At 64.6% G+C, this 14345-nt stretch carries 13 protein-coding genes and 1 tRNA gene; 8 read left to right on the top strand and 6 right to left on the bottom strand.

Translation table 11 applies throughout. The features are described from left to right. Nucleotides 1-66: 66 nt before the first annotated feature. Nucleotides 67-140: transfer RNA gene (locus tag ABE571_RS11480), tRNA-Gly, on the top strand. A 24-nt stretch (nucleotides 141-164) separates the two neighbouring features. Here the strand turns inward: ABE571_RS11480 and ABE571_RS11475 are convergent. After that, nucleotides 165-911 carry a hypothetical protein gene (locus tag ABE571_RS11475; protein ID WP_346493743.1) on the bottom strand — a complete coding sequence of 249 codons (747 nt, stop codon included), beginning with the start codon at nucleotides 909-911 and terminating at the stop codon, nucleotides 165-167. A 142-nt stretch (nucleotides 912-1053) separates the two neighbouring features. On the opposite strand from ABE571_RS11475, the gene rimK reads away from it, so the two are divergent. The 4 genes from rimK to ABE571_RS11455 all read left to right on the top strand — a co-directional run bounded on the left by rimK (nucleotide 1054) and on the right by ABE571_RS11455 (nucleotide 4847). Continuing rightward, complete coding sequence (rimK, locus tag ABE571_RS11470; protein ID WP_121039296.1) at nucleotides 1054-1947, top strand: 30S ribosomal protein S6--L-glutamate ligase; 894 nt, start codon at nucleotides 1054-1056, stop codon at nucleotides 1945-1947. Between the two features lie 250 nt (nucleotides 1948-2197). After that, a complete protein-coding gene (locus ABE571_RS11465; protein WP_313210067.1) occupies nucleotides 2198-2686 on the top strand; it encodes a hypothetical protein in 489 nt (162 codons plus the stop codon). A 156-nt stretch (nucleotides 2687-2842) separates the two neighbouring features. Further along, a complete protein-coding gene (locus ABE571_RS11460) occupies nucleotides 2843-3520 on the top strand; it encodes a response regulator transcription factor (RefSeq protein ID WP_019183933.1) in 678 nt (225 codons plus the stop codon). A 4-nt stretch (nucleotides 3521-3524) separates the two neighbouring features. Next, nucleotides 3525-4847 (top strand): HAMP domain-containing sensor histidine kinase, encoded by a 1323-nt coding sequence (locus ABE571_RS11455; RefSeq protein WP_313210069.1) that lies wholly within the window; start codon nucleotides 3525-3527, stop codon nucleotides 4845-4847. Nucleotides 4848-4905: 58 nt separating this feature from the next. On the opposite strand, the gene coaE is transcribed toward ABE571_RS11455, so the two are convergent. The 3 genes from coaE to ABE571_RS11440 are packed head-to-tail and all read right to left on the bottom strand — an operon-like array spanning nucleotide 4906 to nucleotide 7658. Then, nucleotides 4906-5517 carry a dephospho-CoA kinase gene (coaE, locus tag ABE571_RS11450; RefSeq protein WP_346464005.1) on the bottom strand — a complete coding sequence of 204 codons (612 nt, stop codon included), beginning with the start codon at nucleotides 5515-5517 and terminating at the stop codon, nucleotides 4906-4908. Nucleotides 5518-5527: 10 nt separating this feature from the next. Continuing rightward, the gene (locus ABE571_RS11445; RefSeq protein WP_346493742.1) at nucleotides 5528-6391 is read right to left on the bottom strand and encodes an A24 family peptidase; all 864 of its coding nucleotides are present in this window, start codon (nucleotides 6389-6391) and stop codon (nucleotides 5528-5530) included. A 7-nt stretch (nucleotides 6392-6398) separates the two neighbouring features. Next, nucleotides 6399-7658: a type II secretion system F family protein gene (locus ABE571_RS11440; RefSeq protein WP_346493741.1), complete on the bottom strand. Its 1260-nt coding sequence runs from the start codon at nucleotides 7656-7658 to the stop codon at nucleotides 6399-6401. A gap of 360 nt (nucleotides 7659-8018) precedes the next feature. On the opposite strand from ABE571_RS11440, the gene ABE571_RS11435 reads away from it, so the two are divergent. The 3 genes from ABE571_RS11435 to pilB all read left to right on the top strand — a co-directional run bounded on the left by ABE571_RS11435 (nucleotide 8019) and on the right by pilB (nucleotide 10998). Next, nucleotides 8019-8465: a pilin gene (locus ABE571_RS11435; protein WP_346493740.1), complete on the top strand. Its 447-nt coding sequence runs from the start codon at nucleotides 8019-8021 to the stop codon at nucleotides 8463-8465. 224 nt (nucleotides 8466-8689) lie between these two features. Then, nucleotides 8690-9097, top strand: coding sequence for a pilin (locus ABE571_RS11430; protein ID WP_346493739.1), 408 nt, complete (start codon nucleotides 8690-8692; stop codon nucleotides 9095-9097). Between the two features lie 173 nt (nucleotides 9098-9270). Continuing rightward, nucleotides 9271-10998, top strand: coding sequence for a type IV-A pilus assembly ATPase PilB (gene pilB / locus ABE571_RS11425; protein ID WP_346493738.1), 1728 nt, complete (start codon nucleotides 9271-9273; stop codon nucleotides 10996-10998). 89 nt (nucleotides 10999-11087) lie between these two features. Here pilB and ABE571_RS11420 read toward each other — a convergent pair whose 3' ends face one another. Both ABE571_RS11420 and ABE571_RS11415 read right to left on the bottom strand, forming a co-directional pair. Continuing rightward, a complete protein-coding gene (locus ABE571_RS11420; protein ID WP_346493737.1) occupies nucleotides 11088-12473 on the bottom strand; it encodes a sigma-54 dependent transcriptional regulator in 1386 nt (461 codons plus the stop codon). 70 nt (nucleotides 12474-12543) lie between these two features. Beyond that, entirely contained in the window at nucleotides 12544-14157 is a 1614-nt protein-coding gene (locus ABE571_RS11415; protein ID WP_346466641.1) for an ATP-binding protein, read from the bottom strand. Between the last annotated feature and the right edge of the window lie 188 nt (nucleotides 14158-14345).

Genomic DNA, 14345 nt, shown 5'->3' with positions numbered 1-14345 from the left:
AACGGGCGGCCCAGTGCCGCCCGTTGCGTTTGAGGGCCCCGCCCGAATAGACTTACGCCGCGCCTTGCGGGTGTAGCTCAATGGTAGAGCTGTAGCTTCCCAAGCTACTGACGAGGGTTCGATTCCCTTCACCCGCTCCACGCTTCACCCTCCCATGCCGCCCGTCACCGCACGCGCGATGCCTCGAAGGTGAAGGGGTCGCTCTGATCCGGAAAGCGCAGCAGATAACGCGCAACGCGTGTCGTGCCATCCGATAGCAGATAGTCCACCTGCAGGCCGCTTGGATTCGTTTCCATCCCCGGGCCCAGATAGGTCGTGCTCGGATAACTGAATCCATCGCCCGCCGCCTTCTGTATGGCCACGCAACTGCCAAAGAGCGGGGGCAGGGTGTACAGATGCTCACCGTGCAACAGCATCACCAGCGTGTAGCGACTGCCTTTGCCACTGCTCACATAGTGCATGTCCAGGCACACCGACGTGCCCTGCTGCCAGGCGGTGACGTTCGCCAGATTCTCCGGGTCGATGGGGGTGCGGCTGGGCCAGTCCGGTGGTGTGAGAGCGACAGCGCTGCGCAATGGCCATCGCTGCGTACCGACCATCAGCGTCTGGCCGTCAAAGGCAATGTCGGGTGCGCCATCGGCCGGGTTCATCTGCAAGGTGCCCGGAACGATCCAGTCGGTCGCCTCGTAGCGCCGCAGGGCCTGCGTCATCGAGGTGGTCCACAGGCACGCGCGCGGTGCGTCCGTGCAGGGCTTGTCGAGTGCGGTCCCCTTTCCCTCGAACAGGGGATCGCCCAACGACCTGTAGAAGTCGTTGTAGCTGGTGAAATGGGCAGGCGCGGCCTGCGTGCCCGCTGAGAGCAGAACCGCGAGCAGGGCCGCGAAACAATGACGGGTGGGAGGCGTGGTCATCCGTGTTGCCGGGGCAGCTCTGTGGGCGCCCATTATTGTGGAACAACCGCTGGATGCGGGCCGCAGCATCGTCGGGGCGGTCCGTCATCGCGGCCTACGCACCGCACGCTATGCTTCGCGCTTTCCCGTCCCCTGCGCCGCGATGAAACTCGCCATCCTGTCCCGCAACAGCAAGCTGTACTCCACGCGTCGCCTGGTGGAGGCCGCGCGTGCGCGGGGCCATACCGTGCGCATCCTCGATCCGTTGCGCTGTTACATGCGCATCGCCGCGGATGGCTTCACCATGCATTACAAGGGGCGGCCGATCACCGGGGTGGACGCGGTGATCCCACGCATTGGTGCCTCGGTCACCCGCTACGGGACGGCCGTGCTGCGCCAGTTCGAGATGATGGGCGCGCGCACGCCCAACCCCTCCGATGCCATCCTGCGCGCCCGCGACAAGCTGCGCGCCCACCAGATCCTGGCCTCCAAGGGCATCGACATGCCGGTCACGGTGTTCGGCGACAACCCCGATGACACGGTCGATCTGCTCTCGATGCTGGGGCCGCCGCCGCATGTGGTGAAGCTCAACGAGGGCACCCAGGGCCGCGGCGTCATCCTGACCGAGAAGGCCAGCGCCTCGCGCGGCATCGTGGAGGCACTGCGCGGGCTCTACGCCAACTTCCTGATGCAGGAGTTCATCGGCGAGGCGCAGGGCGCCGACCTGCGCTGCCTGGTGGTCGGCGACCAGGTGGTCGGGGCGATGCAACGGCAGGCGCCGGAGGGGGATTTCCGCTCCAATCTGCATGCCGGGGGCAGTGCCCGCGCCGCCAAGGCCAGCCGGGCCGAGCAGCTGGTGGCGGTGCGCTCGGCCAAGGCGCTGGGCCTGGGCGTGGCCGGTGTGGACCTGATCCGCTCCAGCCGCGGCCCGCTGGTGTTGGAGGTCAACTCCACCCCCGGGCTGGAAGGCATCGAGGCGATCTGCCAGGCCGATCTTGCCGGGCGCATCATCGATCATGTCGCTTCCTTGAAAAAACCTGCAAATACAAAGGGTTGATGCGGTTTTCCAAGGTGGGGCAGGGCCTTAACATCGGTTTAATCGGCCCCGGCGTAGGCTCTGTCGAACCGCAGCTCTGCCCTCCTCAGCAGGATCGGTAATCGGGAAACACCTTCAGGCCCGGCCAGCGTCAGTTGGTCGGGCCTTTTTCCGGCCGGCAGCGCTGCCAAGCCCCTGCCATCGGTAACTTGTCGGCCCGGTTCCATCCTCGTAGAGTTGGCGTTCATTCATGTGGATAAGGAAGTCGCAGATGTCAAAGATGCATCGAATCATCGCTGTCGCGCTGCTCGGCTGTCTCTCGCTGGGTGCCCACGCCAAGCCGACTGCGAAAGCCGATGAGGCCGCGATGGCGCTTGCCGACGATGCGCCTGTTGCCGAACAGCTGGCCAAGGTCGAGCGCGCGCTGCACAGTGAGGACTACAGCGAGCTGAGCGTGGCCGACAAGAGCCGCGTTCAGGCCGCCTTGGACCGCATCCGCACCAAGATGGGCGATCGCGAGCGCTTCGATCAGCTCACCCCGCCGCAGAAAGTAGAGGTCTTCAATGACCAGGAAGTGGTCAATACCTTGATGACCAACGCCAAGGAAGACAGCCGCATGGTCTGCCGCAGCGAACGTCCGATCGGCAGCAACCGCCCTCAGCGCACCTGCATGACGGTGGCTCAGCGCCGCCAGGCGACGGACGACGCCAGGCAGATGAAGCGTGATCTTCGGATTTCCGAAGTGAGGGACGCAAAGTGACCGAAGGCCGCTGAGTTTTGACGCTGCGCCAGCATTCGACGGTGTCTAATGTTAAGAATCGAAGCTGTATGGTCAGCTTGAGGTCGCGCAGTCCTTTTCCCATTGCTGCCCTGCGGCTCCGTTCTTTCCGTTGAACCCCACGAATCAGAGGTCCCAGTGCGAATTCTCGTCATCGAAGACAACAGCGACATTGCCGCCAACCTGGGCGATTACCTCGAAGACCGCGGTCACACCGTGGACTTCGCAGCCGATGGCGTCACCGGCCTGCACCTGGCGGTCGTCCATGAGTTCGACGCGATCGTGCTGGACCTCAACCTGCCCGGCATGGATGGGATCGAGGTCTGTCGCAAGCTCCGCAACGAGGCGCGCAAGCAGACGCCGGTGCTGATGCTCACGGCGCGCGATTCCCTGGATAACAAACTGGCCGGCTTCGATTCCGGCGCCGATGATTACCTGATCAAGCCGTTCGCGCTGCAGGAAGTCGAGGTGCGTCTGAACGCCCTGTCGCGTCGCGGCAAGGGCGTGCAGACCCGCGTGCTGGAAACCGGCGATCTGGAATACAACCTGGACACGCTGGAAGTGCGCCGCCAGGGCAAGCTGCTGCAGCTCAACCCGACCGCGCTGAAGATCCTGCAGGCGCTGATGGAGGCCTCCCCGGCCGTCGTCACCCGCCAGGAGCTGGAAACCCGCGTCTGGGGCGAAGAGCTGCCCGATTCGGATTCCCTGCGCGTGCATATCCATGGCCTGCGCGCCGTGGTCGACAAGCCCTTCGAGGTTCCGATGATCCAGACCCGTCATGGCATCGGATACCGCATCGCCGCGCCGGAAGCCTGATCCGGTGACGGGCAGGGGGGGGCGTCGCCGCGCGCCATACCGGCGCCGGCTGCGCAGCCGCATCATCGTCTCGTTCGTGCTGTTGGGCTTCTGCCTGACCACGTTGTTTGCGTTCGCCACCAACTGGGCGCGTGCCCGTGTGGAGAACCAGCTCGTCGAAGACGTGATGAACCGCAACATCGATGAGTTCGCCAAGCGCTTCTATTCCGACCGTACCCGTAATCCGGATCTTCCCGTGCAGCAGATGCGGGCCTTCGCGTATCCGCGCGAAATGCTCGACCGTGTACGGGTAGAGCGGGCGGAATGGGCGGCGTTGCCAAACGGCAACCACAACGTGAGCGGCCTGGACGAAGAGGGCAGGCCTTACGCCTACAAATTGGCGGTCCGCAAAGCTGACGATGCCTGGTTCTTCCTGGCATACGACATGACCGAGGCCACGCGCGGGGAGGCCCAGCTCAAGCGCGCGCTGTGGATTTCGGTGCTGGTGTTCAGCGCCCTGTCCCTGGTGCTGGGCTGGTGGTCCGCCTCCAAGGTGATGAAGCCGGTGTCCGATCTGGCCGCCCGCCTGCGCGCCTACCGCGGTGGCACCAGCGAGCCCGAGCCGCTGGCACCGCGCTTCCCGGACGATGAGGTGGGCCAGCTGGCCCAGGCGCTGGATGACTATTCCGCGCGGCTGACCGAAGTGGTGCAGCGCGACCGCGAGTTCAATGCGGACGTCAGTCACGAGCTGCGCACGCCCCTGGCCGTGATCCGTGGCGCCACCGAGCTGCTGCTGACCCGCCCGGATCTCGATCCGAAGGTGCTGCAGCGCCTGCAGCGCATCCAGCGGGCCGAGCAGCAATGCACCGATCTGATCGGCGCGCTGCTGCTGCTCTCGCGCAACGAGCGCGGGCAGGGCAGCAGCAATGTCGCCCGCGTCTCCGAGCAGCTGCTGGATTCGCACCGTGCCCAGCTCGGCGGCAAGCCGCTCGAACTGATCCTGGAAGGCAACCACGACCTGGTGATCGATGCGCCGGAATCGGCCCTCTCGGTCGCGTTGGGCAACCTGATCGGCAATGCCGTGAAGTACTCGAAGGAAGGCGCAGTGCGCGTGCGCGTGGGCAACAACGCGGTCGAAGTGATCGACAGCGGCCCCGGCCTGAGCGAAGAAGATGCCGCCAAGCTGTTCCAGCGCGGCTACCGCGGAACGCATGCGGGGCATTCGCAGGGCGGGGGTATCGGCCTGTCCATCGTCAGCCGCCTGTGTGATCTCTACGGCTGGCAGGTCAACGTACGGCCAGGCGCCGGGCGCGGCGTCATCGCCACGCTGACGTTCTCCCCCGCCTGACACGGTAGAGCCGACCGTTGGTCGGCTCCTCCACAACCGTGGGTCGGCGCCTCCAGATCTACCGCGCCGCCAACTCCCGATACGCCCGATCCAGCCGCTCCACATGCGCCTGCAGGTGGTCCGGGTGGCCATCATTGACCACCACATCATCGGCCAATGCCAGGCGCGCCTCGCGGCTGGCCTGGGCGGCGATCATGCGGTCGGCCAGGGCGCTATCGATGCCATCGCGCTGCATCAGCCGCGCGTGCTGCACGGCCACCGGCACGTCCACCACCAGGATCCGGTCCAGCCACGGGTACTGCTGGCGGCCACCGGCCTCGGTGAGCAGCGGAATCGCCGCGATCGCATACGGTCCCTCGGCCTGCTCGCAGGTCTCGCGCAGCAACTGACGAATAGCCGGATGGGTGATCGCTTCCAGCGCCTGACGCTCCTGCGCCGACGCGAAGATGCGGGCCCGCAGGGCGGCACGGTCCAGCTGGCCATCGGCCAGCAGGATCTCGGTGCCGAAGTGGGCGGCGATCCGCGCCAGCCCCTCGCTGCCCGGTGCCACCACCGCGCGTGCGGCCAGGTCGGCATCGGCAACGGTGATGCCCAGCGCCTCGAAGCGGCGGCTGACCTCGCTCTTGCCGGCGGCAATGCCGCCGGTCAGCCCAATCACGAAGCGGCTCATCGCGCGGCCCTCAACGCAGGCCGGCGTAGCTCAGGTAGCCGTCAATCAACGGCTCGCCCCACATGAACACGATCCAGCCGGCAATGGCCAGGTACGGCCCGAACGGGATCGGCGTGGCCCGGTCACGGCCGCGGGAGTACAGCCAGATCGAGCCGATGATCGCGCCCACCACGGACGACAGCAGGATGATCGGCAGGATGCCCTTGAGCCCGCACCAGGCGCCCAGGGCCGCCAGCAGCTTGAAATCGCCGTGGCCCATGCCTTCCTTGCCGGTGATCTGCTTGAACAGCCACCACACCGACCACAGCGACAGATAGCCCGCCAGCGCACCCAGCAGGGCAGGCTTGGCCGGCATATAGAGATTGTCGCTGGCCGCGATCAGGCCCAGCCACATCAAGGGCAGGGTGAGCTGGTCGGGCAGCAGCTGGGTGCGCAGGTCGATCCCGGACAGCGCCACCAGGAAGCAGCTCAGCACGATCGCACCGAAGCCCTGCCAGCCGAACCCCAACTGCCAGACGCTGGCGGCCACCAGCACGGCGGTCAGCAGCTCCACCAGCGGGTACTGGATCGAGATCGGGGCATGGCAATGCCGGCACTTGCCGCGCAGGACCAGCCAGCTGAACAGCGGGATGTTCTCGTACCAGGACAGCTTGTGCTTGCAGTGCGGGCAGTGCGAGGGCTCCACCACGATGCCCGGTGGTGGCGGCTCGTAGATGTCCGGCTCTTCCAGCACCTCGCGCGCATCGCGCTTCCACTCCCACTCCAGCCGCTTGGGCAGGCGCAGGATCACCACGTTGAGGAAACTGCCGATCAGCAGTCCCAGTCCGACCGCGGCGGGGTAGCCGAGACCGGGATGCTGGTCGAGAAATGCCATTGATTAGTTATCCAACTACCGCGCCGAGTTTGAAGATGGGCAGGTACATGCCGATCACCATGCCGCCGACGATAATACCAATGAAGACCATGATCATCGGTTCCAGCAGGCTGCTCAGGGCGTCCACGGCATTGTTGACCTCCTGCTCATAGTACTCGGCCACCTTGAACAGCATGGTGTCCAGCGCGCCGGCCTCTTCGCCGATGCCGGTCATTTGGATCACCATGTGCGGGAAGATGTTGACCTGCTTCATCGCCATGTTGACCGGGTAGCCGACCGACACGTCGTCGCGCATGCGCAGCACGGCCTCTTCATAGACCTTGTTGCCAGTGGCGCCAGCCACGATGCCCAGCGCCTCCACCAGTGGTACGCCGGCTTTGAAGGTGACGGCCGTAGTGCGGGCGAATCGGGCAATAGCACTGTTGTGCATGATCTGGCCGATGACCGGGACCTTCAGGATCAGGCGGTCCATGCCGTGCTGCATCTTGGGCGATCGTTTATAGGCGTAGATGAAGCCTGCCGCCGCACCCAGCAGCACGAAAAGGATCACCCACCACCAGGACACGAGGAACCGCGACAGGTTGACGATCATCTGCGTGAAGGCAGGCAGCTCGGCGCCAAAACCCTTGAACACATCTTCGAACTGAGGAACAACGAAGATCAGCATGATGGAACTGACCAGCATGGCGACAACGATCACCATCACTGGATAGAAGAGGGCCTTCTTGATCTTGCCTTTCAGGCCTTCAATGTTCTCTTTATAAGTGGCAATGGTGTCCAGTACGGTTTCCAGGACACCAGCGCCCTCGCCTGCGCGCACCAGGTTGCGGTAGAGCTCGTCGAACTGAACCGGATGACGACTGATCGCTTCGTGTAGCGAGGAGCCGCCTTCAATGTCGGTACGGATCGTTTCCACGAGCTTCTTCATTCGTGGATTCTTATGTCCGCTAGCGATGATCTCCAGCGCACTGACGATCGGTACACCCGATTTCATCATGATCGCCATCTGGCGACTGAAGAAGGCGATGTCTTTGGCGCTGACTGCCGACCCCGCACCGCCAAACAATGGCTTGGGCTTCTGCTTGACGATACTGGGCGTAATACCCTGCCGCCGCAGTTCCGCTCTCAGCAGGTTGGCGTTCTTGGCAGGCTGTTCGCCCTTCATCTTGATGCCCCGCTTGTCTGTCCCCTCCCAGACAAACGGTTGCAACTCCATGGTGCTACGCGCCACGGGCTCTTTCTTGATCGCGCTACGGCTGACAGACATACAGGGCTCCCCAGCCACACCATCCCCAGGCGGGCTATCTCGGCGCATGGTAGCCGGTTCCGGGGGGTGTTGGCAGTCCTGCCGGGCGTCGGCTTTGGGCAGCAAGCCCGGACCGGGGGTGTCAAAAGGTGACGCAACAGGTCACATTGCCGGACGCGTCGCAAATTGTTGTGCGGGGGGTTCCAATCCTGAAGATTGGTGCCATGATTGCGCCGGGGAATGCTGGGGAGCATTGCTGGCACTGTTGGCACGCAACCTGCTTCGATCCACCCGCACGGGCGCCCGCCTAGCTCACCCGGTCCGCCGGTCAGGCAACGGCCCAGTGCCCTACTTATTTATCTACCTCTAGGGGATGTACTCATGAAGAAGCAGCAGGGCTTTACCCTGATCGAACTGATGATCGTTGTGGCGATCATCGCCATCCTGGCCGCAATCGCGTTGCCGGCTTATCAGGACTATGTGTCCAAGTCGAAGGTGACCGCTGCGCTGGCCGACCTCGCCTCGCACAAGACTCAGTTTGAAATGGAAGTCAGCGAAGGTCGTACCCCGACGCTCGCAACTGCCGGTTTTCAGGCTGCCTCGACCGGTAGCTGCTCGGGGATTGCGGTCGATGATTCGGGCATGATCTGCACGATCCGTGACCCGGGTCGTATCGGTTCTTCTTCCAAGATCGCTCTTGAATACACTCAGGCGAGTGGCACGGGCAACGCTGCAGTTGCTGGTGGCTTCGTTTGCAAGGCGACCGCGGTTGACGCCAAGTACCTCCCGAATGGTTGCACTGGCAGTTCTGGCACTCCTTCTCCGTAATTTTCCGGCCTCACGTTCGGCAACTCGGCAGACAGTCATCTGACGTCGGGTACTGAAGAAGCCACACAAGGCCCGCTTTATGCGGGCCTTGTGCTTAGGACCCAAGCAGAAGTGGGCAAACTTGGATTCGAGGTTTTAGTTTTTCGCAAGACGAGCCATTTTCTAAAGTCCAACGCTGAGAGCGTTTAGCGAAGCAATGGGGATTGCTTGGGCCAGGGGGAGTCATGAACAAGAAAAAAGGCTTCACACTCATCGAATTGATGATCGTTGTTGCCATCATCGCGATCCTAGCCGCGATTGCGATCCAAGCATTTCCTGCGTACATCGCAAGAACCCAGGTCGCTGCCGCACTTGCGGACATGCATCCCGGGAAAACTCTGGTGGAAGCGGTCATTGTGGAAGGCCTCAGCCCAGCAGTAGTGACGCCTGGCTACCTAGGGCTCACGCGAAGCGTGCATTGTTCAGCGGTAGCTGCACAATTCAGTGATTCCGGAGTGGGGTCTATTCTCTGCACGGTGAAGGGCGCCGGTACTGCGAATGGAAAGGATCTTCTCCTTCGCAGGAGCATAGAGGGCATCTGGTCTTGCGACGGAAGCGCCTTTGAGGTGCGCGTCCGCCCCACTGGCTGCTGACCTGGCAGTAGGCGCCTTAGTGATGTTTGACTTACGTCGGCAGCGCTATCATGACGCGGCGCCTCAGATTCCTGCTCCGCGTTCATGATTGGCGAGACGGGGTGCGACAAAGCACAGGGCTCATCCGTGAGCCGCGTGGTCGTTCGATGCGGCCATCGAAGAGAAGGATTGATATGAATGCCGTAACCACCGCAAACCTCGTAGGCATCACTGGCATCGCACGCCGCCTCGTTCAAGACGGCGTTCTAGAAGAGGCCGTCGCCCGCGAAGCCATGGCAAAGGCAGGTGCTGCCAAGCAGCCACTGCCGCAGTGGTTTGCCGAGAAGAGGGTGGTCACCAGCGCCCAACTCGCCGCAGCGAACTCCCTCGAGTTCGGCATGCCGCTGCTGGATGTGTCGGTGTTCGATAACAATCAGAATGCCATGGGTCTGGTCAGCGAGGAGCTGCTGCGCAAGCATCATGTGCTTCCGCTGTTCAAGCGCGGTGGCAGGCTGTTTGTCGGTACCAGCAACCCGACCCATTCGCTGGACGAGATCAAGTTTCACACCAATCTGGTGGTGGAGCCGATCCTGGTCGATGAGGACCAGATCCGCCGTACGCTGGAGCAGTGGCAGTCCAAGCAGGACACGCTTGGCTCGGCGCTAGGCGCTGACGAGGAGGGGATGTCCGATCTCGACGTCTCCGCGGGCGACGAAGAAGGCGGTATCAGCGACTCCGGCATCGACGCCAAAGGCGACGACACCCCGGTCGTAAAGTTCGTCAACAAAGTCCTCGTGGACGCCATCCGCAAAGGCGCCTCGGACATCCACTTCGAACCCTACGAAGACGACTACCGCGTGCGCCTGCGCATCGATGGTCTGCTCAAGAACGTGGCCAAGGCCCCGGTCAAGCTCAACCAGCGCATCGCCGCGCGCCTGAAGGTGATGGCGCAGCTGGATATCGCCGAAAAGCGCGTGCCGCAGGATGGGCGCATCAAGCTCAACCTCTCCAAGACCCGCCAGATCGATTTCCGCGTCAGCACGCTGCCGACCCTGTTCGGCGAGAAGGTGGTGCTGCGTATCCTCGATGGCAGCGCCGCCAAGCTGGGCATCGACAAGCTCGGTTACGAGCCGGCGCAGCAGAAGCTGTTCCTGGATGCGATCCACAAGCCGTATGGCATGGTGCTGGTCACCGGGCCGACCGGCTCGGGTAAGACGGTCTCGCTGTACACCGCGCTGGGCATCCTCAACGATGAAACGCGCAACATCTCCACCGCCGAAGACCCGGTGGAAATCCGTCTGCCCGGCGTCAACCAGGTGCAGCAGAACGTGAAGCGCGGCATGACCTTCGCCGCGGCGCTGCGCTCGTTCCTGCGCCAGGATCCGGACATCATCATGGTCGGCGAAATCCGCGACCTGGAAACGGCGGAGATCGCGATCAAGGCGGCGCAGACGGGCCACATGGTGCTCTCCACGCTGCATACCAACGATGCGCCGCAGACCATCGCGCGCCTGATGAACATGGGCATCGCGCCGTACAACATCACCAGCTCGGTGACGTTGGTGATCGCCCAGCGCCTGGCGCGCCGGCTGTGCAACAACTGCAAGCGCCCGGTGGAACTGCCGGCCAATGCGCTGCTGGCCGAGGGTTTCACCCAGGCGCAGCTGGATACGGGGATCACGCTGTTCGAGCCGGTCGGCTGCGATGAGTGCACAGAGGGTTACAAGGGCCGTACCGGTCTGTACCAGGTGATGCCGATGACCGATGAGATCTCGACGATCGTGCTGGCCGGTGGCAATGCGCTGCAGATCGCCGAGGCCGCGCAGCTGGCCGGGGTGAACGATCTGCGTCAATCCGCGTTGATCAAGGCCGCGGCCGGGGTGACCGGTCTGGCGGAGATCAATCGTGTGACCAAGGATTGAGCGGCGTCCGCAGATGAGAAAAGGCCCGCGCAAGCGGGCCTTTTGGTTTCTGGGGTGGTGGATCCAAAGCAGCCACCCATGGGGTGGCGCTACTCCATGCCTAGCTTTTTCAGCTTGTACCGCAGTGCGCGGAAGGTGATGCCCAGCTGCGCCGCAGTACGCGTCTTGTTCCAGCGGTTTTCTTCCAGCGCCTTCTGGATCGCGGTGCGCTCCATCTGCTCGATGTAGGAGGGCAGGGCGCCATTGCCGGTCGGCAGATCGACCACCGCTTCTTCCTGGGTGGGCGGCGCATTGCCGGCGCCGAAGCGTGGGGCGTGCTGGGGCAGGCGCAGGTCGCTGGCACCGATGCGGTCTTCCTCGGCCAGGGCCAAGGCGCGCTCGAGGATGTTCTCCAGTTCGCGCACGTTGCCGGGGAAGTGGTACTGGGCCAGGGCTTCCAGCGCCGAGGGCGCCAGCAGCGGGGTCGGGCGGCCGTGGGTGCGGGCCAGCCGGGCCAGGATCGAGGCGGCCAGCGCGGGCAGGTCGCTGCGGCGTTCGCGCAGCGGTGGCACGCGCAGTTCGATCACGTTGATGCGGTAGTACAGATCGTGGCGGAAGCGGCCGTCTTCAACCAGTTCGCCCAGGTCCTTGTGCGTGGCGGAAAGGATGCGTACGTCCACTGGCACTTCGGTGGCGGCACCGACCGGACGGATCGATTTCTCCTGGATCGCGCGCAGCAGTTTGACCTGCATCTGCAGGGGCAGCTCGGCCACTTCATCCAGGAACAGGGTGCCGCCGTGCGCGGCCTGGAACAGGCCGGGCTTGTCCGCGTGCGCGCCGCTGAAGCTGCCCTTCTTGTGGCCGAAGAACTCGCTTTCCATCAGTTCGGACGGAATCGCGCCGCAGTTGACCGGCACGAAGGCGCCGGGGGCGCGCGCGCTTTGCGCGTGGATGGTGCGGGCGACCAGTTCCTTGCCGACGCCGGATTCGCCAAGGATGTAGACCGGCGCCTGGCTGCGCGCGACCTTGCCGATGGTGGCGCGCAGCACATCCATCGAGGGCGAATCGCCGAGCAGGCGTGCGGCCTGTTCCGGGGCGAGCGGCGCGGGCGCGGCGCGCTCGGTGTTGTTGAGTTCCAGTGCGTGCTTGACCAGGCCGCGCAGCACCGAGATGTCGACCGGCTTGCTGACGAAATCGAAGGCGCCGGCCTTCAGCGCTTCCACCGCCAGGTCCATGCTGCCGAACGCGGTGATCATCGCCACCGGTGTGCGCGGGTAGTGCTGTGCGATCTCGGTGACCAGCTCGATGCCGTTGCCATCGGGCAGCCGCATGTCGGTGATGCACAGGTCGTACGGATTGCTGGCCAGCAGTTCACGGGCTTCGGCGAGGTTGGCTGCGGTGCTGATGCGCAGGCCCATGCGGCCCAGGGTCAGTACCAGCAGTTCGCGGATGTCACGCTCGTCATCGACGACGAGGGCGCTGCGGGTGTCATTCATAAGGAAGGAAGATAGCCGAGGGCGGTCGTTGGCGACAAATGTTTGACGGTGGCGTCCGGGTGTGCGCGGCTCATCCGGCCATCATCGTGTGGGGACCGGCCAGCACCAGCCGGAAACACGCACCGCCGGCGGGCACCGAGACGTATTCCAGCCGTGCCTGGTTGGCGCGGCACAGTTCGCGGGCGATATACAGGCCCAGCCCGGTGCCGTGCTCGGAGGTGGTGAAGAACGGGCGGAACAACTGGCTGGCAACCGTCTCGGGAATGCCCGGGCCGCGGTCCATCACATCGATGATGGCGGTGCGGTCCTGGCGCGCCACGCGCAGCCGCACGCGCGCCGGCTCTTCGGCCACGCGGCCGTACTTGAGCGCGTTGTGCACCAGCACGGTGAGGATCTGATGCAGGTGGCGCGGATCGACCAGGGCGTGCACCGAGGTCTCGCTGATGATCGGCTCCACGCTGTCGGTTTCCAGCGACAGGACCTGTTTGTACTCCAGCACGAAGCGGCGCACGAACGAGGCCAGATCCACGTTCTCCGGGTTGGCACGCTCGCGCCGGGCCAGCCCGAGCACGCTTTCGACGATGCCGTTGGTGCGCTGGCACTGCTGGTTGATGATCTGCAGCAGGCGGCGGTCGGTGTCGCCGATATCGGTGGATTCTTCCAGCAGCTGGGCGGCGTAGTTGATTGCCGCCAGCGGGTTGCGGATCTCATGGGCCAGGCTGGCCGAGAAGCGCCCCATCGCCGAGAGCGTCAAGGACTCGGCACGCCGCGAGACCACGGTGGAATCATCCAGGAACACCAGGGTGAGGTCGCTGCCGGCCAGCAGGCGGGCAAAGCGTGGCTGCACTTCGGGCTGGTCCGGCGAGAGCTGCAGGGGCATTTCTTCGTTGGTCCAGCCGTTGCGCCAGCGCAGCAGCCGGCGGCTCAGCTCGGGCGAGGCACTGCCCAGTTCCAGCTTGCCGCTGCCACTGTTGCCGTCGGCATCGCCGAGCAGGGTGGAGGCGGCTTCGTTGGCCAGGGTGATGCGGTTGGCGCCGTCCACCACGATCACGCCGGTGCGCATGCGGCGGATGATCAGCTCGTTGATCTGGAACAGGTTGGCCACTTCATCGCCGCGCTGGTTGGCCAGCTGCTGGTTCATGCGGGCGCGGTTGCCAACCTGGTAGCTGATGAAGGCGATGGCCAGATAGCTGGTGACGAACATGGCCAGCTCGGCCAGGGTGCGGGTCGGGTCGCCGCCTTCGAGCTGCTTCCAGAGGTACTCGCCGGCGGTGGCGGTGCTGGCGGCAGCGGCCAGGCCCAGCCCCATGCCCAGCGGCAGCAGGGTCGCGGCGGCGGCGATGTTGAACAGCAGCGACATCGAGATGCCCGCGCTGGCGCCCGGCAGGGCGTGGGCGAGCAGGGTGGCGGCGATGATGTCGGCGGCCACGCTCCACACCACGATGGTGCGCAGCCAGCGCTCGTTGCGCCCGAACAGCAGCACCAGCACGGCCACCACCAGGTAGCCGCTGGCCACGATGGTCGCCAGCGTCGGGTGGTCCGCGGTGCCGACCAGACCGCTCAGCGGGCTGAACAGCAGCGCGCCGATGACGGTGGCCATCAGCAGGCGGTACAGCGCGAAGAAATACAGCTCGCGCCGCGGTATCGATTCGATGCGGTCGATCAATGAAGCACTGGGTGACACGCCGGAACTCCCCTTCTGGCATGGGGGCAGTGTAGGGGGTCCGGCCGGGTTTGGGGGCAGGCGGCGGGGGCGGGGCGTGTGAAGGCCGGGCGGTGCGCGGGCGCCGGCCAGCTGCGCGGCCGTGCCACAGGGGGCCCGGGTGGCCGTTTCCGGCCGCTGCCGCAACTGTCTGAAATTGCGCCGGAAAC

The sequence above is a fragment of the Stenotrophomonas sp. TWI273 genome, from assembly GCF_039674765.1.
Lineage (GTDB): Bacteria > Pseudomonadota > Gammaproteobacteria > Xanthomonadales > Xanthomonadaceae > Stenotrophomonas.
This window is presented reverse-complemented; position numbering and strand designations above follow the sequence as displayed.